Annotated in this window: 25 protein-coding genes and 1 pseudogene; 13 read left to right on the top strand and 13 right to left on the bottom strand. The window is 65.9% G+C overall.

Translation table 11 applies throughout. The features are described 5' to 3' along the window. Positions 1-128: 128 nt before the first annotated feature. Positions 129-284, bottom strand: a pseudogene (locus tag EET10_RS30830) (IS1634 family transposase); the annotation flags it as partial. Between the two features lie 210 nt (positions 285-494). Between EET10_RS30830 and EET10_RS29185 the strand changes: the two are divergent. Continuing rightward, positions 495-1,193 carry a hypothetical protein gene (locus EET10_RS29185; RefSeq protein ID WP_136624735.1) on the top strand — a complete coding sequence of 233 codons (699 nt, stop codon included), beginning with the start codon at positions 495-497 and terminating at the stop codon, positions 1,191-1,193. A gap of 115 nt (positions 1,194-1,308) precedes the next feature. Then, positions 1,309-2,718: an IS1380 family transposase gene (locus EET10_RS13575; RefSeq protein WP_036402124.1), complete on the top strand. Its 1,410-nt coding sequence runs from the start codon at positions 1,309-1,311 to the stop codon at positions 2,716-2,718. Between the two features lie 560 nt (positions 2,719-3,278). On the opposite strand, the gene xerD is transcribed toward EET10_RS13575, so the two are convergent. The 12 genes from xerD to EET10_RS13515 form a co-directional block, all read right to left on the bottom strand. Then, a complete protein-coding gene (xerD, locus tag EET10_RS13570) occupies positions 3,279-4,220 on the bottom strand; it encodes a site-specific tyrosine recombinase XerD (RefSeq protein WP_036403317.1) in 942 nt (313 codons plus the stop codon). Next, a complete protein-coding gene (locus tag EET10_RS13565) occupies positions 4,217-4,840 on the bottom strand; it encodes an NUDIX domain-containing protein (protein WP_036403320.1) in 624 nt (207 codons plus the stop codon). The genes xerD and EET10_RS13565 overlap by 4 nt, the downstream gene beginning before the upstream one ends. Further along, a complete protein-coding gene (locus EET10_RS13560; RefSeq protein ID WP_036403322.1) occupies positions 4,833-6,605 on the bottom strand; it encodes a CTP synthase in 1,773 nt (590 codons plus the stop codon). The genes EET10_RS13565 and EET10_RS13560 overlap by 8 nt, the downstream gene beginning before the upstream one ends. A gap of 167 nt (positions 6,606-6,772) precedes the next feature. Continuing rightward, entirely contained in the window at positions 6,773-7,726 is a 954-nt protein-coding gene (locus EET10_RS13555; RefSeq protein WP_063466507.1) for a copper transporter, read from the bottom strand. Between the two features lie 22 nt (positions 7,727-7,748). Further along, the gene (steA, locus tag EET10_RS13550; RefSeq protein ID WP_063466508.1) at positions 7,749-8,930 is read right to left on the bottom strand and encodes a putative cytokinetic ring protein SteA; all 1,182 of its coding nucleotides are present in this window, start codon (positions 8,928-8,930) and stop codon (positions 7,749-7,751) included. Between the two features lie 161 nt (positions 8,931-9,091). Continuing rightward, entirely contained in the window at positions 9,092-10,849 is a 1,758-nt protein-coding gene (gene recN, locus EET10_RS13545) for a DNA repair protein RecN (RefSeq protein ID WP_122502216.1), read from the bottom strand. Between the two features lie 3 nt (positions 10,850-10,852). Next, positions 10,853-11,788 carry an NAD kinase gene (locus EET10_RS13540; RefSeq protein ID WP_063466510.1) on the bottom strand — a complete coding sequence of 312 codons (936 nt, stop codon included), beginning with the start codon at positions 11,786-11,788 and terminating at the stop codon, positions 10,853-10,855. Further along, complete coding sequence (locus tag EET10_RS13535; protein WP_099188377.1) at positions 11,785-12,594, bottom strand: TlyA family RNA methyltransferase; 810 nt, start codon at positions 12,592-12,594, stop codon at positions 11,785-11,787. Before EET10_RS13535 ends, EET10_RS13540 begins: the two co-directional genes overlap by 4 nt. A gap of 8 nt (positions 12,595-12,602) precedes the next feature. After that, positions 12,603-12,779 carry a hypothetical protein gene (locus EET10_RS13530; protein ID WP_099188375.1) on the bottom strand — a complete coding sequence of 59 codons (177 nt, stop codon included), beginning with the start codon at positions 12,777-12,779 and terminating at the stop codon, positions 12,603-12,605. Between the two features lie 24 nt (positions 12,780-12,803). After that, positions 12,804-13,814, bottom strand: coding sequence for an HAD-IIA family hydrolase (locus EET10_RS13525; protein ID WP_036403332.1), 1,011 nt, complete (start codon positions 13,812-13,814; stop codon positions 12,804-12,806). A 7-nt stretch (positions 13,815-13,821) separates the two neighbouring features. Further along, entirely contained in the window at positions 13,822-14,652 is an 831-nt protein-coding gene (locus EET10_RS13520; RefSeq protein WP_099188373.1) for a tetratricopeptide repeat protein, read from the bottom strand. Positions 14,653-14,731: 79 nt separating this feature from the next. Next, positions 14,732-15,082 (bottom strand): DUF732 domain-containing protein, encoded by a 351-nt coding sequence (locus EET10_RS13515; protein WP_036403337.1) that lies wholly within the window; start codon positions 15,080-15,082, stop codon positions 14,732-14,734. 554 nt (positions 15,083-15,636) lie between these two features. Here EET10_RS13515 and EET10_RS13510 point away from each other — a divergent pair. The 11 genes from EET10_RS13510 (at position 15,637) to EET10_RS13470 (ending at position 24,875) form a co-directional block, all read left to right on the top strand. Beyond that, entirely contained in the window at positions 15,637-16,893 is a 1,257-nt protein-coding gene (locus EET10_RS13510) for a YcaO-like family protein (protein ID WP_099188371.1), read from the top strand. Further along, positions 16,890-18,356, top strand: a complete 1,467-nt coding sequence (locus tag EET10_RS13505; protein WP_036403342.1) for a TfuA-like protein — start codon at positions 16,890-16,892, stop codon at positions 18,354-18,356. The genes EET10_RS13510 and EET10_RS13505 overlap by 4 nt, the downstream gene beginning before the upstream one ends. Before the next feature lie 444 nt (positions 18,357-18,800). Continuing rightward, positions 18,801-19,151 carry a PPE domain-containing protein gene (locus tag EET10_RS13500; protein WP_136627673.1) on the top strand — a complete coding sequence of 117 codons (351 nt, stop codon included), beginning with the start codon at positions 18,801-18,803 and terminating at the stop codon, positions 19,149-19,151. A gap of 4 nt (positions 19,152-19,155) precedes the next feature. Beyond that, entirely contained in the window at positions 19,156-19,674 is a 519-nt protein-coding gene (locus EET10_RS29180) for a hypothetical protein (protein ID WP_136622940.1), read from the top strand. Positions 19,675-19,678: 4 nt separating this feature from the next. After that, positions 19,679-20,110, top strand: a complete 432-nt coding sequence (locus EET10_RS30220) for a hypothetical protein (RefSeq protein WP_136624734.1) — start codon at positions 19,679-19,681, stop codon at positions 20,108-20,110. Positions 20,111-20,263: 153 nt separating this feature from the next. Further along, complete coding sequence (gene istA, locus EET10_RS13490; protein ID WP_122502215.1) at positions 20,264-21,802, top strand: IS21 family transposase; 1,539 nt, start codon at positions 20,264-20,266, stop codon at positions 21,800-21,802. A gap of 54 nt (positions 21,803-21,856) precedes the next feature. Continuing rightward, positions 21,857-22,612, top strand: a complete 756-nt coding sequence (gene istB, locus EET10_RS13485) for an IS21-like element helper ATPase IstB (RefSeq protein ID WP_122502214.1) — start codon at positions 21,857-21,859, stop codon at positions 22,610-22,612. A gap of 322 nt (positions 22,613-22,934) precedes the next feature. After that, positions 22,935-23,504 (top strand): hypothetical protein, encoded by a 570-nt coding sequence (locus EET10_RS29170; protein ID WP_136624733.1) that lies wholly within the window; start codon positions 22,935-22,937, stop codon positions 23,502-23,504. Between the two features lie 11 nt (positions 23,505-23,515). After that, positions 23,516-24,082: a hypothetical protein gene (locus tag EET10_RS13480; protein ID WP_036403350.1), complete on the top strand. Its 567-nt coding sequence runs from the start codon at positions 23,516-23,518 to the stop codon at positions 24,080-24,082. A gap of 35 nt (positions 24,083-24,117) precedes the next feature. Further along, the gene (locus EET10_RS13475) at positions 24,118-24,309 is read left to right on the top strand and encodes a hypothetical protein (protein ID WP_244601937.1); all 192 of its coding nucleotides are present in this window, start codon (positions 24,118-24,120) and stop codon (positions 24,307-24,309) included. Positions 24,310-24,320: 11 nt separating this feature from the next. Then, positions 24,321-24,875 (top strand): hypothetical protein, encoded by a 555-nt coding sequence (locus tag EET10_RS13470; protein ID WP_081260650.1) that lies wholly within the window; start codon positions 24,321-24,323, stop codon positions 24,873-24,875. The last annotated feature ends 24 nt before the right edge of the window (positions 24,876-24,899 follow it).

The following is a 24,899-nucleotide window of genomic DNA, read 5'->3' as shown; positions in this document are numbered from 1 at the left end:
TCACCGTCACCATCGGGGCCCGCAGTTCCTGATCGACACGACGAACACGGGGTGGATACTTTTATCTGGCCAAAAACGGATACCTCGACTTGGCCACCAGTGGGTACTTTTTCATGGCCACGGACAGTAAGCCGCCGTACGGCCGCCGTCTTGAGTGCTTGCAATTCCACCGCGTCATGAGCCGAACCCACATGCTCGATCGAGCGTGCACCGCGCCGCGACGACCACACAATCTGCACCGCTGTCGCCCCCGACTTGGTCCTCACCGTCCGCATATAGGCCACTCCGGCACCCTACGAACCCATCCGTTAGTGCACACATTCCGGCCCCAACGACCACAAAACAGCAGGTCCAAGCGTCGCGCCAACCCCAAACCGGAAAAGTGACCGAAGTCAGGCCCCCACAATTTGCGAAGCATTTTTCTGTCTCAATGCCTTGCCAACTTCATCGACCGCCGTTGCTGCGGTTGGCCATCACCGAAAGGTCCACGACACATGACGAGACCCGCCCGCGATCCGGCACCTCAACCCAACGCCAACGCGATTGATTCTGGCTCGACTCACCTGCAGTCTCGGGGCGGCAAACCGTTGCGACGCAAAAGGTTTGCTACCGCGGTACTAGGAGCATTAGCGCTGACCAGTGGTGCTACGGCCATCGGCGACGCCAGCACCACCCCGCTGCTGGGTACCGGCGTCCGGTATATCGGTGTTGGCAGACTCGCCATCGCCCTGACCTCTCATGACGGCTTCAAACTCGACAGCTGTGACAACAAGGATGTCTTCGGCTCCTCCGGCTCAAGCAGCGAGGGCGGCGGCTCCGAGGGAAGCGGGGCCGGGGTGCAAATTTCGTCAGGAGGCTCCGACATCAGTGGCAATGACACTATGCGCGACTGGCCGGAGATAACGGGCACCTCTACTGCGACGATGCCGGTTACTTCTATAGACCCCATTGACAATGACGAGGATTGGGTAGTGGTGATAGATCCACAAGCGCAATATATCTCGAACATAAATGATCGGAGCGAAGCTGAATTTCAGAATACATTAGCTGAGAGAATGGCTGAGGTATACGGGCGAATTGAAGCGCGCCAAAATGGCAGTGTAGACCGAGTCGTGGCGATAGAGGAAGAACCGTCAGATAATCCGGCGCTAATGGATGAGGGCGAGGATGCATTTCAGCGAGCCTTAGCCTGAATGCACCGATGCAATTGGCGCCTTGAGTGTGTCGTAACAGCAGAAGTGCCCTTTGACCTGGGAAGATCGGAGTTGGTGAAGCTTCAATCCGTCCCGAGGAAAGGGCACCTCGTAAGTGCAATTGTTACATGCCGCGGCCAAGACGCACGCCAGCTTCGATGACCCGAATCTCGTGTCGCATGCCGGGCTGGTGCCGGTGATGCGGCTGGCCCAGCTGGTGGGGCTGGAAGAGCTTGTCGCCCAGCATGTTCGGCTCAACGCCGAGGTGGGCGCCAACGCAGGTGTGAAGGTCGGCTCGCTGATCGCGGGGATGATCGCCGGCGCCGACGATATCGACGGCATGGACCTGTTGCGCCACGGCGCGCTGCCGGACACCTTCGGCGGGATCCGCGCCCCTTCCACGCTGGGGTCGTTTCTGCGCGCGTTCACCCACGGCCACGTGCGTCAACTAGGAGCGGCGCACCGCATGGTGCTGGCCGAGCTGGCCGCGCGCACCCCGCTGCTGCCCGGCGCCGATCAGCTGGCATTCATCGATGTCGACTCGACGCAGAAGCGGGTATTCGGGCCGGACAAGCAGGGCGCGGCGTTCGGGCATGCCAAGATCGCGTCCAAATCGCTGACGGTGCGCGGGCTTAACGCGCTGATCGCCACCGTGAGTACCCCGATCGCCGCCCCGGTGATCACCACCACCCGGCTGCGCGGCGGCAACGCCGCCTCCGCACGCGGGGCGGCATCGCTAGTGGCCGAGGCGATCAGCACTGCCCGCGCCGCCGGGATTACCGGGCTGATCGTGGTGCGCGTCGACTCGGCCTTCTACAACGGGGCGTTCGTGGCCGCCTGCCGCCGCAATGGGGCACATTTTTCGGTCACCGTGCGCATGGATCCCAAGATCCGCCGTGCCATCGCCGCCATCGACGAGGACGCCTGGACCGCCATCGCCTATCCCAACGCGGTGTTCGACGAGCAGGCCGGGCAATGGATCTCCGACGCCGAGATCGCCGAAGTCCCCTACACCGCGTTCACCTCCACCCCAGCGCATGCCACCGAGGGGCGGTTGATCGTGCGCCGGGTGCGCGATCTGGCCAAAAGCCCCGCCGGCCACGGCCAGGGCGAGCTGTTTGCCGCCCACCGCTATCACGCGGTATTCACCAACAGCCCGTTTCAACTCGTGCAGGCCGAATCCCAACACCGCGCCCACGCCATCATCGAACAGGTCTTCGCCGACCTGTTCGCCGGGCCACTCGCCCATCTACCTTCGGGCAAGTTCAATGCCAATGCCGCCTGGCTGGCCCTGGCCGCCACCGCCCACGCGCTCACCCGCGCCCTGGGTGTGTTGGCCTCACCCGAACACGCCCTGGCCCGCGGTGCCACCATCCGCACCCAACTGATTAACGTCGCCGCCCGCCCCGCCCGCGCCGGACGTGACACGATCACCTGGCACCTACCCCGCGACTGGCCCTGGGAACAACACTGGCTCAACGCCTTTCACGCCACCCACCGCGGACCACCAGCGCTGGCCGCCTGAAAGAAAACCGCGCTCCGTCACCGCCCGCCCTGACCAAACCGCCCTACTTCAGGGGCCAATCCCAACTGGACAAGCTGGCAGAAGAGGCCAGCAGCTCAAACGCGCCACCACCCAGCGGCCTCAACTCAATCCGGTCGCAAACCGTCACACCAAGTACATCGGTGGATTCAGGCTTAGCCGAGAGGATGGCTGAGGTATACAGACGAATTGAAGCGCGCAAAAATGGCAATAACTAGTTTTGGTCAAGGCCCGACGAGAAGGCAAATTAGCGCATGTTCGACTAGACCTGTCATCGAATGAGTGAATCCGTGGTGTGTTGGGCTGCGGTTGCCCGGCGTCGCCTTCGTTACCGACGCTTACAAACGCCGGATCGGGGGAGGGTGGACTGCCGCATGGGCGTAGCGCGTCTCCGAAAACACCGCAGCAGTCTACGGCTGTCGACCTTGATTTTCGCCCGTCACGCGACGAGGCGAATCTCGAGTGTTCTTCGCGCACCCGCACAAACCATTGCGCCAACGCTTTTGGGGCCGGCGCGAACAGCGGTTGCCCGACGGCACCCGTCAAGTCGCCCGGGGGTGCGCTCCGGCCCACACCTCTCGCAATGCATGAACGGTGACCAGCGTATAGATCTGCGTCGTCGTCACCGAGGCATGACCCAACAATTCCTGCACCACCCGGACATCGGCGCCGCCCTCGAGCAGGTGGGTGGCAAACGAGTGCCGCAACATGTGCGGCGACACACCCGCGGTGATGCCGGCACGCTCGGCCGCATCCTGAAGCACCTGCCATGCGCTTTGCCGTGACAACCTGCCGCCGCGCACGTTGAGAAAGATGGCCGCCGTGCCGCGACCCCGGCGGGCCAGGTCGGGGCGCCCGCGCACCAGGTAGGCGTCCAGCGCGTGCACGGCCGGACGTCCCACCGGCACCAGCCGTTGTTTACCGCCCTTGCCGCGCAACAACACCGACCGGGCTTGCGTGTCGACGTCGTCGACGTCGAGACCCACGGCTTCGGAGATCCGCGACCCGGTGGAATACAGCAGCTCCAGCAGCGCCCGGTTGCGCAGGGTCAGCGGTCCGTCGGCCGGGTTGTCGCCGCCGGCGCCTTCCAGCAGGGCCAGCACCTGGTCGATCGTCAGACTCTTGGGCAGCCGCCGGCCCGGTGCCGGCGGGCGCACCGCGCGCGCCACATCAAGCTCGGCCAGGCCTTCGGCGGCCGCGAACCGATGCAACCCGCGCACCGCGATCAGCGCCCGGGCCGCTGACACCGCCGACAGCGCCGTCGCCCCCGATTCGGGATCGCCGCGCCGCAGGGCCATCAGAAAGTCGCTGACGTCGTCCTCGCCGACGGCGGCCAGGTCGGTGATTCCCCGGTCTTCGAGGTGCTTGGTGTAGCGGCGCAGGTCCCGCCGGTACGAGCTCAGGGTGTTGGCCGCCACGCCGCGTTCGATCGCCAGATGGTCAAGGTAGCCCTGCAGTTGTGTGTCCAGCGTCAGTGTCGTCACCGCGCGGTCTTTCGCGCCATGAAGGCCGTCGGCTTGTCGATCCAGGGGCTGTCCACCGGACGCGGTTGGGCCAGCCCACCGGTTACCGCCTGTGCGGCCAAAATCCCGGCCACCGCAATGGCATTGACGATTTCGCCGCTGAACACCTTGCGCGCGGCCTCCTCGAGGGGAAACCACTGCACCGTCATGTCGGCCTCTTCGTGGTGTGCCTCGGGTTGCGCCGCCTCGCTGAGCCCGGTCGCCAGATATACCCGCACCGATTCGTCGCTGAAGCCCGGCGTGGAGTCGAGGTCGACGAGCACCTGCCAGCTGGCGGCCTGCAAACCGGCCTCTTCCTGCAACTCGCGGGCGGCAGTGAGATGCGCCGGCTCCCCCGACGCATCGAGCAATCCGGCCGGCAGCTCCCACAGCCGCCGGCCGAACGGGTGGCGGTATTGATAGACCAAAGGGATGTTGCCGTCGTCGTCGACCGCGACGACACCGACCGCGCCGTAATGCTCGACGACTTCACGGACGGCGGTGGTGTCACCCGGCATTCGCACCCGGTCCCGGCGCAGTGCGAAAATCGCTCCGGTATGCAAGATTTCGGACGATATCGTCTCGAAGTCGTGTTCAGCCACGAGTCGCGGGTTCAGGTAGCGGCTGCGCGACGCCGTCTCGATGCTCGTTTCGCCGCTCGTTTCCGTTCGACACGGGCTCCGACATCTCGGGGATGTCGACGGGCAGCAGCTCGCCTCCCTTGTAGTCGATCGCGGCTCGGACGAATGCGACGAACAGCGGATGCGGGCGGGTGGGCCGGCTCTTCAACTCGGGGTGAGCCTGGGTGCCGACCAGGAAGGGGTGCTGGTCACGCGGGTATTCGACGAACTCGACCAAGCGACCGTCGGGTGAGGTCCCGGAAAACCGCAGGCCGCTTCGGGCGATCGGATCCCGGTAGGCATTGTTGACCTCGTAGCGGTGCCGGTGCCGCTCGGACACCTTCGTTGATTGATAGGCTTGCGCCACAATGGAATCCGGCTCCAGTACCGCGGGGTAGGCGCCCAGGCGCATGGTGCCGCCCAAATCCGCCTCGCCGGCCACGATGCGCTGCTGGTCGGCCATCGTGGAGATAACCGGATCTGGGGTGTCGGGTTCGAATTCGGCCGAATTGGCCTGGCTCAGACCGACCGAACGGGCGGCCTCGATCACGATGCACTGCAGGCCCAGGCATAGGCCCAACACCGGCAAGCCCCGAGCCCGGGCGTACGAGATTGCAGCGATCTTGCCCTCGATGCCGCGGATGCCGAACCCTCCTGGAATCAGCACCCCATGGACATCGCCCAGCGCCGCCGCGACACCGCCGTCGGTCTGGCAATCGTCGGAACCCACCCAGAGGATCTCGACCTTGGCCCGATGCTTGAACCCGCCGGCCCGCAACGCCTCGATCACCGACAGGTACGCGTCGGATAACTCAACGTACTTGCCCACCAAGGCGATTCGGACCGACTCGTGCGGTTCGTGCACCCTGCGCAACAAGTCGTCCCATTCGGTCCAGTCGACGTCGCGGAACGGCAGGTTGAGCCGGCGGACCACGAACGCGTCCAGTTCCTCGCGGTGCAACACCTTGGGGATGTCGTAGATCGAGGGCGCGTCCGGAGTGGAAATCACGCCGTCGATATCGACGTCACACATCAGGGCTATCTTGTTTTTCAGCGCTTCGGGGACATCGCGGTCGCAACGCAGGATCAGCGCGTCCGGAGTGATGCCGATGCTGCGCAGTGCGGCCACCGAGTGCTGCGTCGGCTTGGTCTTGAGCTCGCCCGACGGGGCCAGGTAAGGCACCAGCGACACGTGCAGAAAGAAGACGTTCTCCCGGCCCAGGTCGTGGCGCACCTGGCGCGCCGCCTCCAGAAACGGCTGCGACTCGATATCGCCCACGGTGCCGCCGATTTCGGTGATGACCACGTCCGGACGGCGTCCCTGCGCAGTGGGTTCGGCCATCGCCATGATGCGCCGTTTGATCTCGTCGGTGATATGAGGGATGACCTGGACGGTGTCACCGAGGTACTCGCCACGGCGTTCTTTGGCGATCACCGTCGAATACACTTGTCCCGTAGTGACATTCGCCGAGCCGGACAAGTCGCGATCAAGAAAACGCTCGTAGTGGCCGACGTCGAGATCGGTCTCGGCGCCATCCTCGGTGACAAAAACCTCGCCATGCTGGAACGGGTTCATGGTGCCCGGGTCGACGTTGAGGTACGGATCGAGTTTCTGCATCGTGACCTGCAACCCGCGGGCGGTCAGCAGCTGGCCGAGGCTACTCGCCGTTAATCCCTTGCCGAGGGAAGATGCGACCCCGCCGCTGACGAAGAGGTGCTTGGTGACAGTTTGCGGATGCTTGCGCAACTGGGCGACCTCCGTGAAGACGGGCAGGGCTTGCCTTTCTAGCCTGACCTAGCTGGGCCTGCCGACCCACGGAATCCCACCCTAACACCCGCGACGCCGGCTCGCGGCGAACACGCCCGACCGGTCCCACCGGGTGGCTAGCGGGGATTACCGGGGACTGATGGGCACTATTGGGGAACAGTCACCGAGCTAGCCCGGTGACCGGTGCCGTAGTGGGCCGGGTGACCGCCGTTGATCAAGTCGTGCAAGGCCAGGATCGCCGTGATGCGGCCGGGCGCGGCGTCGACGTCGTCGACGGTGCTGACGGTGGCGGCCATACCGGCATCGGCGCGGGTGACTGCGACGGCCGCGCTGCCGGTCGGCGAGCCATCCCGGCCGGCGAGCACGATGCCGGAACCGTGCGGCGCCAGCGCAGCGGCGAACCGCGCCACGCTGGCCCCCTGGTTGCCGGCATCTGCGGGCAGGCCCCCGCCGGTGATGACGATGCCCGCGTTCGCCACTGCGAAGTGGTCGGCGGGCTGATAGGTGATGAAGCCGGTCTCCCGCAGCGCCGCGAGCACGGTGTCGCGCTGGGCGTCGTCGACCGGGGGCGCCGGCGGGTTGGCCGGGTTGACGGGACTCAGCAGGGCGATCCCGAGCAGGTCACCGGCCTGGGAACCTTGGTCGACGAGCTTGGTGCTCAGCTGCGTACCGGCAGGCAGGATCGACGAGTTCACCACCGAGCGCAGCTTTTCCGCCGAGTTGGCTTCGACGAACTCCTGCGTCAGCGACACGGTGCCGGTGACCGAACCTCCGGCCTGTCCGACGATTTTCGACACCATGGCGACGTCGTCGTCGTTGGCATCCGGGGTCCGAAAGATCACCACCGCCTTGCCGGCCAACGCGTCGTGCACAATCCGCCCGAGCACCTGGTTATCGAAAGTATTTGCCGCGGCGAGCTTTTCGTTGAGTGCGTTGCGCTGGTCGGTGAGTCCAGTGATCTGGGCGGCCAGGTCCCGCTTTTCGTTACGCAAGCTGGACAGCAGCGTATCGGAGAAGAAGCCCGAACCGAGCACGACTCCGATCGCCAGCGCCAGGAAGACGGCAGCCAGCGAAATCGCATGTTGGCGTAACGAGATCATGAAGGCACCGTCCTCGAAGGGGTCAGGTCACCAGGTTCTGCACCCAGAGCGAGAAGCGGTTCCAGTAGTCGACGATCCAGTGCAGCACCACACCATCGGTGCGTGACACCCACAAGACGACGATGATGGCGATCAGCATCGTCAACGCCAACAGCGCAATGGCGCCAGCCGAAATGTGGTTGCGGTACAACGTCGCGACGGCCTTGGCGTCCACCAGCTTCTCCCCCACCCGCAGCCTGGTGAGGAAGGTCGACGGGTTGCTTTGCGCCCGCGTCCGGTCGAAGAACGTCTCGATGTTGGCGGTGTGGCCGGCGGTGACCAGCAATGCGGCACCATGGTGGTCGGCGAGCAGCAACGCCAGATCGATTGCCGATCCGGCGGCCGGGAACGTCATCGCCCCGACACCGAGGTCCTGGATCCGCTCCAGCCCGGGCGCGTGGCCGTCGGCGTCGGCGGGCAACACCACCTGGGCGCCGCACTTGAGCACCTCGGTGCTGATCTGGTCGGGGTCCCCGACGATCAGCTGCGGACGGTACCCGGCCTTACGCAGCACGTCCGCGCCGGTGCCGACACCGACCAGCACCGGCTGGTACTCCTTGATGAACGGTTTGAGGGCTTTCACGTCGTCGGCGGCCCTGGGCTCTTCGCCGACGACGACCACGTGCCGGCGGCGCATGTCGACGTCGATGTCGGGGATGCCGATTCCGTCGATCAGCAGCGGGCTCTCGCTCTTGATGAACTCGATCGTATTGCCGGCGAACGCCTCCAGGTGGGCGGCCAGCCCGCTCTTGGCCTCCCGCATCAGGTCGGCGATGTCGTGGTCGCTGCGCTCGGTACCGCGGACCAGCCGGCGGTCGCCCGAATACAGGCCGCCTTCGTACAACCGGATCTTCGAGCCGTCTTTGACCTTCTTGAAGACCTCGGGTCCGGTCTCGTCAATCAGGGTGACCCCGTTGTTGACCAATACCTCGGGCCCCAGGTTGGGGTAGCGCCCCGAAACCGACGACGATGCGTTGACGACGGCGGCGACGTCAGCTTCCACCAGTGCGTCCGCTGTGATGCGGTCCAGATCCAGGATGTCGAGGACCACGATGTCACCGGGGCAGACCCTGCGCAGCAGGCGGTCGATGTTCCGGTCGACGCGGGCGGTGCCGACCAGGCCTGGCCGGGCGGTGTTACGAGACAGAAGTGCTGACATCTTCATGGGGGCGATTCTGTCGGGGAAGCACGGCCGGGCCCGGGAGGCGCGCCGTAACATCAGCCCCATAAGTTATATGGAGTCACAACTGTCACACACGACGCCGCAGGGCGCCGAGTTGTTGGCCGATCGCGACCAAATGGCAACAAGACGTCCACGTTGGGGAGCTAGATCTCGTCGTTCTGCGCGGCGTCGAGCAGCTCACGGGCGTGGGCGCGGCCGCTGTCCGACTCACCCAGCCCGGCCAGCATCCTGGCCAGCTCAGCCACCCGCTCCTCGTCGTTCAGCCGACGTACCCCGCTGGCGCCGTCGCGTCCGGTGCCGTGCACCGTCAAATGCACGTCGGCATAGGCAGCCACCTGGGGCAGGTGGGTGACCACGATGACCTGGTGGGTTCGCGCCAGCTTCGCCAGGCGTCGCCCGATCTGGACGGCCGCCCTGCCGCCGACCCCGGCGTCGACTTCGTCGAACACCATCGTGGTGCCGACTGCCTGTTTTCCCGAAGTGGCCAGCACGACCTCGATCGCCAGCATCACCCGGGACAACTCGCCGCCGGATGCACTCTTGGCCAGCGGCAGCACGGTCATGGCGCGGTGCGCGGCGAAGCCGAACTCGACGTGGTCGATGCCGTCGGCACCGGCGCGGGCCGGCTCGCCCGACGGCAACGTCAACGCGACGGGATCGTCCTGCTCGGCCCGGTCGGTGGTCACGCCGATCGTGAACTCGGCGGCGGCCATTGCCAGGGCGGACAGCTCCGCCGTGACCTCGGTGGCCAACTTCTTGGCCGCTTTGCGCCGAATCTTGCTCAGATCGACTGCTGCTTGGGCTAATTCGCGCTCCAGTTGCTCGGCGCGGCGTTCCAGGGCCGCCAAGCCCTCTTCGGAGACGTCGAGTTGGCTCAGCCGGTCGCGGGAGTCCCGCGCCCACCGCAGCACCCCGTCGATATCGGCGGCGTACTTGCGCGTCAGGGTGCGCAGTTGGGCTTGGCGGGCCAGTTTGGCGTCCAGAGCGCTGGCATCGGCCGGCAGCTCGTCGACATAGTTGCCGAGTTCCCCGGCCGCATCGACAATCACCGTCAGCGCCTCGCCGATTTGTTCGGCCAGCGCCCGCAGCACGGCATCGTCGGTCGATTCCAGAGCCGCCCGGGCACGACCCAGACATTCGGTGGCACCGACGCCGAACGTGTCCTCAGGCGCGCCGGCCAACGCCGCGCGCGCCACCGACGCGGCTTCGCGCAGGGTATCCAGCTCGGAGAGCCGCACGATGTCAGCGACCAGCGCCTCGTCCTCGCCCGGCTGCGGGTCGACCGTGTCGATCTCGTGGAGGGCAAACTGCAACCGGTCGGCCTCCTGGGCCAGCTCGCGCGCCCGGTTACGCCGGTCAGACAGGTCCCGCCGCGCCGACAGCCACGCGTCACGCAACGTGCGATAGCGCTCGCACGCGGGGCCGCTAACCGCGAAGCGGTCCAGCGCGCCACGTTGTTCCTCCGGTCGCAACAACCGCAACTGGTCATTTTGGCCATGCAGGGCCAGTAGCTCGTTGGTGAAACCACTGAGCGACTTGGCGGGCACGCTGCGACCGCCGAGGTAAGCGCGCGACGGCCCGTTACCGCTGACCGAGCGCAACGCGATCACGCTGTCGTCCTCGTCGCGCTGCGCCCCGGAGGCGTCCAGGATCTCGTCGAGCCTGGCGACCGTGGCATCGTCGAGATCGGTTGTGACGAAACGGCCTTCGACAACGGCGCGATCGGCCCCGGACCGCACCCGGTTCGGGTCGGCCCGCGCACCGCCCAGCAACTGCAACCCGGTCACCACCATGGTCTTGCCGGTACCGGTCTCGCCGGTGAGCACGGTCAGGCCGCGATCGAACTCGGCGGTCGCAGTGCTGATGGCGCCCAGCGACTCGATTCGGATCTCGGTGAGCACCGGTTACTTCCCGCGCCAGCCGGTCACCGGCAACTGGAACTTGGTCACCAGGCGGTCGGTGAACGGCGCGCTGTCCAACCGTGCCCATCGCACCGGTGTCTCACAACGGGTCACCTCGAGTCGCCCCCCGGCGGGTATCAGCATTTCGCGGCGGCCGTCGCAGAACACCAGGGCGTCGTGACCGTCGGCCTCTATCTCGATCGCGATGTTGGCATCAGGACTGGTGACCATCGGCCGGCCGAACAACGCGTGAGCATTGTTGGGTACCACCAAGATCGCCTCGAGATCCGGCCACAGCACGGGGCCGCCCGCGGAGAACGCATAGGCGGTGGACCCCGTCGGCGTCGACACCAGCACCCCGTCGCAGCCGAAAGCCGACACCGGGCGGCCGTCGATTTCGATGACCACCCCCAGCACGCCCAGCCGGGGGCCCTTTTCCAGGCTCGCTTCGTTGAGCGCCCAGCCCTGGTCGATGACGCGGCCACCGTGGCGCACCGCGACATCGAGGGTCAGCCGGTCTTCCACTCGGTAGTCCCGTGCCACCACATGCTCGAGCACCAGGTCGATAGCCTCGGCCTCCGCTTCGGCCAGGAATCCGATGCGGCCCAGGTTGACACCCAGCACCGGAATGCTGGCGTTGCGGGCCAGCTCGGCTGCCCGCAGGAAGGTGCCGTCACCGCCGAGTACCAACACCAACTCGCAGCCATCGGCAGCGTGCGGGTCGGCATTGACCACCTCGATCTGGACGCCGCGGGCGCGCATGTCGTCGGGAGCCAGCCGCAGCGATCCGCGGTTGACCGCTTCGGCGGAAAGTACTCGCAGCCCAATATTGTTGTCGCCCAATACTTTCTCGACGCGGCGCGCGGTTTCGGTCGCCTCGTCGCGCCCGGTGTGGACCACCAGTAGGACGGTGCGTTCGGTGCTCTGCTGCGACGTCACTGCAGGCCCTCTTCGACCACCCGCTGCACCGCAGCCGCCAGTTGGTCACCCACCAGGGAGCGACTGGTCTGTGCGCGCAACCACAGGAAGTATTCGACGTTGCCCGCCGGCCCCGGCAGCGGGCTGGCGGCGACGCCGACGGTGTGCCAGCCCAGCTCGTCCGCACGCCGCGAGACAGCCACCACCGCGTGCGCGCGCAACTGCGGGTCCGAAACCACCCCGCCCGGACCGACCTGCCCCTTGCCCACCTCGAACTGTGGCTTCACCATGGGAACGATATCTGCGCCGGATGACGCACAGTCGATCAGCGCGGGCAACACCGTGCCCAGCGAGATGAAAGACAGGTCGGCCACGATCAGGTCGACGGGCCCGCCGATCGCCTCGGGCGACAAGTCACGCACATTGGTCCGCTCGATGACCACCACTCGCGGATCGCTACGCAGCGACCAGGCCAGCTGGCCGTAGCCGACATCGACGGCAATCACTTCGGCGGCACCGCGGTCCAGCAGCACCTCGGTGAACCCGCCGGTCGACGCGCCCGCATCCAGGCAGCGCCGGCCCTGGACGGGAATCGCGAAGGCCTCCAGCGCACCGATGAGTTTGTGAGCTCCCCGCGACACCCAGCCGCGGGCGCCGTCCGCCGCGACGGTCAACGCCGCGCTGACGGCCACGGCGGTGGCCGGCTTGACCACCGGCAGGCCGTCGATGCGCACCTTGCCGGCTTCGATCAATTCGGCAGCCTGGTGACGAGACCGGGCAAGACCGCGCCGCACCAGCTCGACGTCAACGCGGGCGCGCCGTGCCACCGTTGCCCTCAGCCCTTCTCCGCCGACTCCAGGGCCCGCAACAACACGTCGTGGGCCTCCGAGAGACGGCGCGCGATGTCCTCGAGCTCGGCAAGAGACGGCCCGTTTTCGGCGTCGGCGACATCGGGCAGTTGGGCTACCAGGGCTTCGATTTCCGAGCGAATCTGATCAGGGTCGATAGTCATTGCGCTCCCTACGCTAGTTGCCGCCTAGTCACCGTGCTCCAGGGACCAGCGACGCAATGCGTCGCGGGCCGCCTCGTCGCCGGCCCCGATACTGACTGGCCGTCCGTCCGGATGCGCGTCCCACACCGCGCTCGCGACGGCACGTACCACCGACAGGTCGTCCCCGTCCTGGTCACCGGTGGCGCTGACCGTCACCGTCGTATCGGCGACGTCGACTCGCCAGCCCGGCTGTGACCCTATCGCCAGCAGCTCGCCGTCCTGATGCAGGCAGCGCAGATCATGGCCTAGATAGGTGGGACGCTGCCGCGGTGGCGCAAACACCGCGTCTCGCGCGCTGTTGACGCCACTGAGCACCATCAGGCTCGGCAACCCGGCGGCGTGAGCGCCTTCGATGTCGGTGTCGAGCCGGTCGCCGATCACCAGCGGCGCGCGGCACCCGCCGCGGGCCACGGCGTCCGCCATCAATTGCGGACCCGGCTTGCCGGCCACGTGCGGCTTGGCACCGGTGGCCGTTCGCAGCGCCGCGACCAGTGACCCGTTGCCCGGCAGCAGGCCGCGTTCGGTGGGCAAGGTGGGGTCGACGTTGGCCGCCACCCACAGGGCGCCGGCGCGGATGGCCAGTGCGGCCTCGGCCAGTTCCGGCCAGCCGGTGGTCATCGAGAGGCCCTGAACGACGGCAACCGGTCCGTCGTCCCAGCGACGCACCGGACGCAGCCCCACCGTGGCGACCTCGGCGGCCAGCGCATCGGTGCCCACGATCAGCACCGGTGAACCTGGGGGGAGCTGATCGGCCAGCACCCGGGCGGCGCTCTGCGCGCTGGTGACGACGTCGCTGCCGGCGGCGTCGAATCCGAGTTCGCGCAGATGCGCCGCGACCTCGTCGGCGCTGCGCGACGCGTTGTTGGTGACGAACAGTTTGCGGCTGGTCACCTCCGCCAGCGATTGAACCGCGCCGTCGGTGGCCCGCCGGCCGCGAAATACCGTCCCGTCCAGGTCGATCAGCAGGCAATCATACTGCTGCGCAAGACTTTTCACCTGATGATCAACCCAGCTCGGCGACCCGGTCTTCGGCGTCGGTGACGCCTTCCAGGTCAGCGTCGGCGGCGCGCAGGAACCATCGCAGCGCCTCGTCGCGACGCCCGAGCGCCAACAGCGTCTCGGCGTAGGCGTAAAACAGTCGCGCCGCCGTCGAGCCGGTGCGGGCCGGGTCGATCTGGGGCGTCGACAACACGGTCAGCGCCTGCTCCAGCTGCCCGAGATCGGCACGCGCCCCGGCGGCGACAATGCGCAACTCGTCGGCGTCGTCGCCGCTGAGCTGGGTCGCCTCGGGTCCGCGCGCGAGTTCGATGGCCCGTAGCGGCCGGCCGAGACCGCGTTCGCAATCGGCGATCAGCGCCAGCAGCGGGGATCTGCTGCCCATCCGCCGCGCAGCACGCAATTCGGCCAGCGCCTGCGCCCAGTCGCCGCAGCGATAGGCGGCGATCCCGACGGCCTCGCGAACGACGGCGATCCGGCCGGAGCGGGCCCGGGCGGCACGCGCGTGGCTCAGGGCGGCTTCGGGATCCTCGTCGAGCAGCTCCCCGGCGGCCACCAGGTGCCGCGCCACCGCATCGGCGGTGGCCCGGTCCAGGGTGCTCAGCTCACGCCGGATCTCAGGCGCCAGCTGCTTGGCGTCCACGCCCGGCGGGATGGCCGGCCCGTCCCGGGGCTCGCGGGGTACCTCGGGAGATGCCGACCGCGGTTGAGCCGGGCGAGCCCGGCCCGGACCCGACCAGGGAACGTCATGCTTTCGCTGTGGACCACGCCGCGGTACACCACCCGATGCCGGTCGCGGCCGTCGCTCGCCGCTGCGGTCATGCCTGTCGTCGACCACTCGCTAGAGGTTACGGGCCGATCCGATCAGCTCACAATCGGTCTTCACCATCGGTCCTCACCATCGGTTTAAGCCAGGTCTAAGCCTGTAGCCGATTGGGCAACAGCGGGTAGAGCACCGCCGGGCAATACGTCGCGATCGCGACAATGGTGAACGCGGCTGCCGCATCGTGAGACATCCCGTTGTCTTCAGCCATTCTGGCGACGACCGAGTCGAACGTCCCGTCCGGCTGGACTGCCATCGGACACACCGACCGGCCGATCGCCATCGCCGCCGCCGGCTGCCCATATGAGATGCCGGCGTTGTTCAAGGCCGTCAGGAAGGCATTACCCATCATGTCGGCGTGCGTGGGTGCCGCCATGGTCGCGGACATGCCAAGCACCCCGGCAGCCAAGGCCAAGAGCCGAAGGGCCATCACCGGTGCCGTCATCTCCGCCTTCTCATCTGTCGATTCTTGGACACGTGCCACATAAATCGCTGAATACACTGCTGGGCGACGGTCACATTCACAACACGGTGCGGTAAAAGTTTGCCCACTAACCCGTTTCGCAGCCGATCTGCCTAGCAACGAACGTCTAAAGACAGCGATCTCAGGTGCGCATGTAAGCGCCGAGCGCCCTGTCCCCCAATCGGGGGACACGCGGACCCCGCCATTGGGGGACGCCAATTTTCCCCCGGCTAGTAGCCAGTTGTGGGATAGCAGCGGGGTGCGAAGCCTCGGAAGATTGGTCTCGAAGCGGAAACCGAAACATCACGAAGCCAACCGAAACAAGCCGAACCCAGAGCTGATCAGTCAGCCCCGAAACTTCGGCGGGGATCTCATCGCCTCCCACCCCCCAAGTCTGAGATCCCCGCCGAATCACCCGCCCAGCGGGGTCTCATCGCCGCCCCCCTCCCCCTCGCGATGAGATCCCGCTGGGATTTTCTTCTGCACCCGTCGCAATGTCCCGCCGTAAAGCCGGCAACTGAGTAGCGTGAAAAGTCATGTCGGAACTGTCCGGGCTCGGCACCCAGCAACTGACGAAAGCCGGCCCCGACTGGTCGCATTGGCCGCCACGCGTGCTTGGTCACGCCGACCCCACCACAATCGGATATCGGGCGGGCACTTGCCGGATCATCTCGCCCGATAAGACCTGGCAGGCAGTTCAGCCTGCGCTGGAACGGGCCGGGATCACCCGGGTCGCCGACCTGACCTGGCTGGACGATCTCGGAATTCCCACCGTCCAGGCCGTGCGGCCCGCCTCGCTGACCTTGTCGGTCAGTCAGGGCAAGGCCACCACCTACCGCGCCGCCCAGGTCTCGGCCGTCATGGAATCGCTGGAAAACTGGCATGTCGAGAGCATCAGCCCCGACCTGTTATCCAGGAGCACAACCGATCTCGCCCGCGAACTGACCTATGACCCGGCCGAGCTCAACCGGCCCGCCGGAAGCTTCTACCATCCCGGCGCCAAACTCGACTGGATGATCGCGACGACATTGCTGACCGGCCGGCGAACCTTCGTGCCGTGGCTGGCCACCGTCGTCAACGTGGCGGTCAGTGACTCCTGGGGACCGCCGATGTTCGGGATGGACACCACCGGATTGGCTTCCGGCAACAGTTACCACGAAGCCACCCTGCATGGGCTCTACGAGATCATGGAGCGCCATGGGATGGCCACGGCCGCGCCGGGATCGACCTTGTTCGAGGTGCCTCTGGACGACGTCGCCCGCTCGGGGTGCGCCGAACTGGTCGAGCTGATTCACCGGGCGGGAAGCGAACTTCGCGTTGCCCGGATCGACAGCTGGGATGGGTTCTACTGCTTCGCCGCCGAAATCACCTCGCCCATGACCGAGATTCCGTTCAGCGGCAGCGGACTTCACCATGACCCCAACGTGGCGCTGTCCCGGGCGATCACCGAGGCCGCGCAATCGCGCCTCACGGCCATCAGCGGGGCTCGCGAGGATCTCCCGTCGGCGATCTACCACAGGTTCGCCCGGGTGCACGCGTATGCCCCGACTCGTCGATCGATGCAGTCGATGCCCACCGCGCCGGCCACGTCTTGGCACGTCGACTACAGCAACTCGCTGACCGACCTGCTGGCCGTGGCGGCGACCGCCGTGACCGTCCGGTCGGGCATCGAGCCGCTCGCGGTCGTCTGCGACTTCGACGACGCCTGCGTCCCCGTGGTCAAGGTCATCGCCCCCGGACTGTCGGCTTCGATACATTCGCCGATGCGGACCCCCTTGCAGGAGCATCGATGACCACCAGCGCACGGGTCGTCGTCACCGCGGGCCCGACGATTGGCGCCGACGATATCCACGCCGTGGTGCCCAATGCCGAAGTGGTGGCGCCCATTGCGTTCGGTCAGGCTTTCGGATACGGGTTGCGGCCGGGCGACACGCTGCTCATCGTCGACGGACTGTTCTTCCAGCATGCGTCGGTGCGGCACAAGGAACTGCTGACCCTGCTCGACGACGGGGTGCGGGTGGTCGGTTCATCGAGCATGGGGGCGTTGCGCGCCGCGGAGCTGCACCCGTTCGGCATGGAAGGCTACGGCTGGGTCTTCGAGGGCTACCGCGACGGGCTGCTGGAGGCCGATGACGAAGTAGGGATGGTGCACGGCGACCCCGAAGACGGGTATCCGGTCTTTGTCGATGCCCTGGTCAACATTCGTCACACCGTCGCACGCGGCGTCGAATCGGGTTTGATATCAGCAACTTTGGCCGACCAATTGATCGAAATCGCACGCAGCACGCCGTTTACCCAACGTACCTGGAATCGATTGCTCGAGGCCGCCGGTGTCCCGGAAAGCCGTAGTCTGGCAACACAATTGAAGTCGCTGCGGGTGGACATCAAACACGCCGATGCGGTCCTGGCCCTGCGCCAGGTCGTCGGCGGTCAGGGCGGTGTCGCGGTCCGGCCCGGCCCACCCCCGACGGTGTGGTCGGAGCGGTGGCGGCAGCGGTGGGCGCCCGCGACCCCGGTACCCATCACGACCGACAGCGGCGCCGAGTCGACGGTCGGTGTCGGTGACCTTGACGTCCTTTCGTTGCTGAGCGTGTGCGCGAGCGATCGTTGGGCATACGTTCCCGCGCTGGAGCAGGTCGCCGCCTGGCACTGGAGTGCCACGCACCCCGACGACGGCGGCAGCGTGCGCGAGCGGGCCGCTCGGGCCGCCGCGGAGATAGCGGCCGACAGCTACGAACGCTCGCTGGAGACCGTAGCCCACCACTATGCGCAGGCCACCGGCATCATCGGCGAGTCCGGCTTTCCCGAACACGTCAGGGCACACTGGCTGTCCGCCGAGGAGAATGAGAGGCTGCGCGACGATCCGGTCGCGGTCTCGGCTCGACTGACCACCCGCACCCTCTTTTTTGCCCGGTCGCTACCGGCCATCCGGCACTTCCTCGAACTGCTACGGGAAGATCCCCGGCTGCCCGAATGGCGGGCCATGGTCGCACGTGCGTTGGCGCGCCGGGACGAATTAGCCCGCCAGAAGCCACATTTGAACCTGCGCCGCCCGGATCCCGGACAGCTCAAGCGTCTTTTCGCCCACCACTGGGGCACCGAGGTGGACCGCATCGAGCTGGCGCAACGTGGCCTGATGACCGAAGACGCCTTCTACACCGCCGCCACCCTGTTCGCGGTGGCGGCAGCCGACGACCAGCTGCCCTCGATCGAAGTCGGCGCGCTGGGCCGCGGCCCCATCACGGGCACCATGTAGCGTTTTGTCGCCAAGTACGTCGGATGATCCTGGTACGCAGCCATATCAATGCCCGGGTGAGCTTATCCGGTTCCTCGCGTGGCTGCTGCACGCAGCGCCGGATCGTCGTTAATTGCCCGTTGCCAATGGGGCTCCAGTTGCTTGGGTTTGCCGGGCGCGTAGGCGGTTGGTGCGGCCTCGGGGCTTTGTTGGCAGCGAGGTTCTTGGTGTGCTGCGGGATTGGTGGGCGCGGCCTAGGATCGGCTGGTGTTTGTCCGCTCGGGATGCGAGTCGGAGGTCATGGCTGATGCTGTTTGCGATGGAGCCAGCTGCGGGGGGCTTCAGCGGTGAAGCCACAGGAGTCTCGGATGTTTGCGACGCCAGGCGGTGGCCGGCGCGATGGCGGTGGCTGGTGAGGCGATACGCGCGGTGGCCCGGATCCGGTAGCGGTTAGGGGTTGTGGTGATGCACCCGTGGCCGGCGTTTCCACCTGAGGCCAACTACACAACGTTGGCCTCGGGGTCTGGTCCGGCATCGACGCTGGCCTATGCCGAAACGTTGAGCGCTCAGGCGGCGAACTTGCAGGCGGTGGTGACGGCGTCCGCAGCCACCGGGGCGGCCACTTATGGCACCAATTGGCGAGGGGTGGGAGCGACGGCGTCGGCGGTCGCCCAGAGTGCGCTGGACACTCAGCATGAGTTGCTGGCGGCGGCGCTGCTGGAGAAGGCGGCGCACGTGGCGGCGGCGGCCGGTGCGCATCAGACGGCTTTGGCGTCGATGGTCACCGCAGGAGGCGGGGGCCAATCGCAGGGATGAGGCCGTGGCACAGCAGATTAACCCGTTGGTGTGGGGGGCGTTGACCCCGCAGATCGTAGCGTTGAATCTGGCGTATTACGGGCAGATGTGGCCGCGTAATGCGGCTGCGGGGGCGGCCTATGGGGCGGCGTTGCGCGAGGCGGCGGCCGCGATCATGGTTCCGTTTCCGCCGGCGGTGGCGGGAGGGTCACCAGCAGCCGCGGTGGTGGGGTTGGCCGACACCGGGGCGATCAACGCGACCGGAGCAACCCTGCAGGCCAGCGAGCAAGCCGCCCACACGGTGCTCACCCCCGCGACAGCCGCGCCGCAGGCCGGTGTCGCCGCACTGACGGGTGTCGTCCCCCTAGCCGGCCCGGTCTCAGCGTCGGCCTCCCCGAATGCGGCCTCGGCGGCGGCCACGCCCGCCGGGGCTTCGACGCTATCCCGGGCGCCGCAGCCTCCTGGGGATGTTCGCCCAGGTCGCACCCGCCGAAGGAATCGCCGGCCCAGCCATCCAGGGACCAGGTTCTGCGCAGCTCAGTGAGGCGATGCAGAGCCGCGCTGGCACCCTCTCCCCGCCAACCGGATCGGGTCCGGGAACCGGTGGTGCGGTCGGCGGTTATCCGGCTACAGGCTTAACCAGCTACATTCGGCCTACCGGTGATGGGTTCACCTCGCCGGCCGTGCGGCAACCCGGCAGCGGCGCACCCGCTGGCATGCTCACCACCGCTACGCTGCACAGTCCCGTCACCACCGCGCCCAACCCGACGGTGCAGCCGCTGGCCTACGTCCACCCACAACCACCACGACCCGGCGGCGCGCCGTCACCAGCGCCCCCGCTCGACCCCGGCGACACCGCCCACACCCTCAACTGCCCACCCCCACCCCAACCTCCAACACCAGCTGCCCCGCAATGCGACCCGCCAGGGCTCACCACTGGAAGCGGTGATGTCAGCGGTCACGTATTTCCCCAGGTTTGAGGGGTTGTCCGTCACGTAATTCCCCACTCCGGCTGTCACGTAATTCCCCACCCTGGGCGGTGTGTCTGCCCGGTGTGGGCCTCGCACACAGGTTCGCTCTTGATCCGTCGGCTGACGGATGGAAGGGCGCTGATGGCGAGGAGAAGTATCTTGATGCTCGATTTGGTCGAGTTGTTCACCCACTGGCACGCGGGCCGCTCCCAGGTCCAGTTGTCGGCGTCGTTGGGTATCGATCGGAAGACCGTCCGCAAATATTTGGCTCCGGCGATCGCCGATGGCCTCGAGCCTGGTGGCGAGCCGCTGTCGGCTGATCAGTGGGCGGAGTTGATCGGCGGGTGGTTCCCGGGACTGGGCGATCCGGCAGCGCGGTCCTTGACGTGGCCGCTGATCGCGCCGCACTGCGATCGGATCAAGGCGTGGCTGGATGCCGATGTCACGGTGGCCACCGTCGCCCAGCGGTTGCGCGACGAGCATGAGGTGGCGGCGTCGGAGTCGTCGGTGCGGCGTTGGATCGCAACGCATTTCGCTGAGGAGGTGGCCCGCGAGAGGGTTACCGTGCCACGCGGGTCGGTGGATCCCGGTAGTGAGGCGCAGATCGATTATGGCCGGCTGGGCATGTGGACCGACCCGGCCACGGCCAAGCGGGTGGCGGTGTGGGCGTTCGTGATGGTGCTGTCGTGCTCGCGTCATCTGTTCGTGCGCCCGGTGATCCGGATGGATCAAACCGCGTGGTGCGCTTGCCATGTCGCGGCGTTCGAGTTCTTCTGCGGGGTGCCGGCGCGGTTGGTGTGTGACAACCTTAAGACCGGGGTGGACAAACCCGACCTCTACGATCCGCAGATCAACCGCTCCTACGCCGAGTTGGCCACCCACTACGGCACGCTGGTCGACCCGGCGCGGGCGTTCAAACCCAAAGACAAACCCCGGGTGGAACGACCCATGAGCTACGTGCGCGATTCATTCTGGAAAGGCCGCGAGTTCGCCTCGCTGACCGGGATGCAGGCCGACGCGGTGCGCTGGAGCCGTGAGGTCGCCGGCGGCCGGCGCTGCCGCGCCTTGGAGGGCGCCGCGCCATTGCGAGTGTTTGAGGCCATCGAAGCAGACGCGTTGATCGCGTTGCCGCCCAGAGCGTTTGAACTCACCAGCTGGTCGATCGGCGCCGTCGGGGTGGATGCGCATCTTAAGGTCGGCAAGGCGCTCTACAGCGTCCCGTGGCGGTTGATCGGACAGCGCTTGCACGCCCGCACCGCCGGGGATGTGGTGCAGATCTTCGCCGGTGCCGATGTGGTGGCCACCCATGTGCGCCGCCCGTCCGGGCGCTCCACTGACTTCACCCACTACCCGCCGGAGAAGATCGCATTCCACATGCGCACCCCGACCTGGTGTCGGCACACCGCCGAACTGGTCGGCCCGGCCTGCGAGGCGGTGATCGCCGAATTCATGGCCGACAACGCCATCCATCACCTGCGCTCAGCCCAAGGGGTGCTGGGGCTGCGCGACAAACACGGTTGTGAGCGGCTGGAAGCCGCCTGCGCCCGCGCCATCGAGGTCGGCGACCCGTCCTATCGCACCATCAAGGGCATCCTGATCGCCGGCACCGAACACAGCACCAACGAGCAAGTCACCGGCGCGGGCGGCGCGGCCGGGGCGTTTCTGCGCGGACCCGAACAGTTCGGCACCCAGCTCGCCTAACAATCGGCGAATTATTCATCTCTGCAACACAATCCACTCCCAAGGAGCCCACCCGTGTCCATCTGCGACCCAGCGTTGCGAAATGCGCTGCGCACCCTGAAACTGTCCGGCATGCTCGATACCCTCGACGCCAGGCTGGCCCAAACCCGCGACGGCGGGCTCGGCCACCTCGAATTTCTGCAAGCCCTGTGCGAGGACGAGATCGCCCGCCGCGAATCCGCCGCCCTGAGGCGACGATTGCGCCGCGCCAAGTTCGAAGAACAAGCCACCTTCGAAGACTTCGACTTCACCGCCAACCCGAAACTGCCCGGCGCCATGCTGCGCGATCTGGCCGCGCTGCGCTGGCTCGACGCCGGCGAGTCGGTCATCCTCTACGGCCCGGTCGGCGTCGGGAAAACCCATGTGGCACAAGCACTTGGGCATCACGTCGCCCGTCGGGGCGGCGACGTCCGGTTCGTCAAGTGCGCCCGCATGCTCGCCGACCTGGCCGGTGGCCACGCCGATCGCACCATCGGTCAGCGCATGCGCGAATACACCAGGCCGTTGGTATTGATCATCGATGACTTCGCGATGCGTGAACACACCACCACCCAGTCCGACGATCTCTACGATCTGGTCTCCGATCGGGCAATCGCTGGCAAACCCTTGATCCTGACCAGCAACCGCGCCCCCAAGGACTGGTATCCGCTGTTCCCCAACCCCGTCGTGGCCGAATCACTGCTCGACCGGCTGATCAACACCAGCCACCAAGTCCTCATGGACGGACCCAGCTATCGGCCCCGGAAACGACCCGGCCGCTCCACCAACTAGACACCGCCCCCCACGGGCCGGTAAGACCTACACCGAGGCCCGCACCTGGGGAATTACGTGACGCCAGCCCCTGGGGAATTACGCGACGGACGACAGTGATCCTCGCGGCGCCGGGTCCCCCGGCGCCCAGACGCTGGGTTCTGGAGCCGGCCCAGCACCCCAAACACCACCCGTGCTGCCACCACTTGCGCCGCAACCACCGATTCCACCGCCACCGTCTCCGCCGCCGGGCACACCACCGCTGGGGCAGCACCCCATTCCGCCCTGGGCCAGCCCACCGCCCCCGCCGTCGCTGCAAGCGACGCGAGACGCCTACAACAAGTTGACAAGCGACATCGACCACCACAATCTCAATCCGCCCAACCCCTCCGATTGGAACGCGGTTCAGGTTTATAACCAAGAAGCCTGGTACTACAACAGCTTGAAGGCCCAACTCGAACGCCAATTAGATGCGGCCAACGCCCAATACCCGCCCGCCAACGACGCCAAACGCGCCGACATCCCATACTGGACACAACCCGCACCACAACAACCCCGTACGCCCGGCGCCCAACCACAACCGGGCACGCCCCCAAGCCCAAGCATTGCCGAGCGGGCTAAGAAAATTGGTGAGGAAGTAAAGACGGTTCCGAAGGGTTCCGGGCAGCTCCAGGCCTTGGCGGACAAGGTAACTTCCCTGCACCTTGACCAGGAACAAGCTGCCGAGGCAACCGAGATTGCCGCTCAGACAGCGTTCGGTGAAACTGGAGGAATTGCCAACCTCCCCGATGGAACAAAGGTCATATTACCAAAATACCTACCTCAGAAGGTCGCAATGATGGTGCACCCTGACGGATCGGTAACAGCGTTCAACGGCGACCTTACAGAATTCTTGCCCTATCTTAGTCATTGACAGGAGACACGATGAATACAACCTCGTTTGCTGCAATAACTGATTTTGAGGTCTACCTGCTCATGACGACGAAGCTAAGAATGATCAAGGAAGAAGCCAGATTCTTACATGCTAAACTAGCCGAATTCGGGCTATCCGTTAGCGACGCGGAAAGTACGCATAAGCGGGTCAGCGAGACTCTTGGTGACAAAGCCTCCTACTTTCAGAATATGAAGAAGCTACTGGGCGTTGCGGACAGCGGTGTTGCATCACTGGAATACAGCAGCGTGTTGTGGCCAGGATTTGACTTCAAAGCCAGCGCAAGTGAAGAAGGCGTGCTTGAGTCGGCGCGATATTGGCACATGGGGCGCGATTCGCGCAGCGTCGAATCCCCAATCGGGCTGCCGACTTGGAGTGTGGATATCACCGAGTTTGCAGAACATTTTGGTCCCTTGACCGGCGGTCAGAAATGGTCGCTGTTTGACAAGCTTCTCCCCGGCCATGAGGAGTACGAGTTTCAATGGGATGGGGAGCGATACGGTGCGGCATTCAGCTGGGGCCTGTTTCTCTGGGTAACGAAATTGTGGCCCGAAGATTGAGGCATTCGAGGATTCCGTAAGAGTAGCAACAGGCTGTGGAGGCAACCGATATTGCCGCAAAAGCAGCTTTTGGTGATACCGGGGGAATCGCCAACCTCCCCGATGGAACAAAGGTAGTACTGCCGGTGGCACTACCTCAGCGAGTGGCAATGATGGTACATCCCGACGGATCGGTCACAGTCTTCAAAGGTGACCTTAACCAATTTTTACCCTACCTAGGTAATTGAACGGATAAGTGGTGAATACAGCCTCGGTTGCCGCAATCGTCGAGTTCGAAGTGTACCTGCTCATGACGATGAAGATAAGAATGGTCAACAAAAAAGCCTCGGTACTAGAGGCCAAACTAGCTGAATACGGGCTCTCGGTGAGCGACGCGGAGCGCATACATGCCCAGGTGACCGAAACTCTTGGCGCCGAGACGTCGCGATTTGAAACCTTGAAGAAGCTCCTGGGGGCGGATCAGGACTCCACGTCACTGACATATAGCAGCGTATTGTGGCCTGAATTCGACTTCAAAGCCACCGGCAAAGATGGACTGCTTGTGTCGGCGCGATATTGGCACGTTAGAGGTCATTCGCCAACAGTCAATTTGCCAACTGAGCTGCCCGCATGGAGCATGGACATAACAGAGTTCACAAAATATTTTGGCCCCATGACAGACGGCGACCAATGGTCCCTGTTCGATAAACTCCTCCCCGGACATGAGGAGTACGAATTCGAATGGCAGGGAACACGTTACGGTGCCGCATTTAGTTGGGGTTTATTCTTATTCGCGGCAGAGTTCTGGGAGTAGGCTAGGCAGTTGCGAGCTTCTCAT

Origin of the sequence: Mycobacterium pseudokansasii (genome assembly GCF_900566075.1) — a bacterium.
In the GTDB taxonomy this organism is placed as follows: Bacteria; Actinomycetota; Actinomycetes; order Mycobacteriales; family Mycobacteriaceae; genus Mycobacterium; species Mycobacterium pseudokansasii.
Note: the sequence above shows the minus strand (reverse complement) of the source record. Positions and strands in the feature narration are given on the sequence as shown.

What these genes read in the sequence shown, in the direction of transcription:
- EET10_RS13555 (WP_063466507.1), bottom strand. Translation starts at nt 7,726, where the DNA reads ATGATCTCGTTACGCCAACATGCGATTTCGCTGGCTGCCGTCTTCCTG.
- EET10_RS13530 (WP_099188375.1), bottom strand. Translation starts at nt 12,779, where the DNA reads ATGACTATCGACCCTGATCAGATTCGCTCGGAAATCGAAGCCCTGGTA.
- EET10_RS13480 (WP_036403350.1), top strand. Translation starts at nt 23,516, where the DNA reads ATGAATACAACCTCGTTTGCTGCAATAACTGATTTTGAGGTCTACCTG.
- istA (WP_122502215.1), top strand. Translation starts at nt 20,264, where the DNA reads ATGCTCGATTTGGTCGAGTTGTTCACCCACTGGCACGCGGGCCGCTCC.
- EET10_RS13510 (WP_099188371.1), top strand. Translation starts at nt 15,637, where the DNA reads ATGTCGGAACTGTCCGGGCTCGGCACCCAGCAACTGACGAAAGCCGGC.
- EET10_RS13500 (WP_136627673.1), top strand. Translation starts at nt 18,801, where the DNA reads ATGCACCCGTGGCCGGCGTTTCCACCTGAGGCCAACTACACAACGTTG.
- EET10_RS13505 (WP_036403342.1), top strand. Translation starts at nt 16,890, where the DNA reads ATGACCACCAGCGCACGGGTCGTCGTCACCGCGGGCCCGACGATTGGC.
- EET10_RS29185 (WP_136624735.1), top strand. Translation starts at nt 495, where the DNA reads ATGACGAGACCCGCCCGCGATCCGGCACCTCAACCCAACGCCAACGCG.
- steA (WP_063466508.1), bottom strand. Translation starts at nt 8,930, where the DNA reads ATGAAGATGTCAGCACTTCTGTCTCGTAACACCGCCCGGCCAGGCCTG.
- EET10_RS13515 (WP_036403337.1), bottom strand. Translation starts at nt 15,082, where the DNA reads ATGACGGCACCGGTGATGGCCCTTCGGCTCTTGGCCTTGGCTGCCGGG.
- EET10_RS30220 (WP_136624734.1), top strand. Translation starts at nt 19,679, where the DNA reads ATGCAGAGCCGCGCTGGCACCCTCTCCCCGCCAACCGGATCGGGTCCG.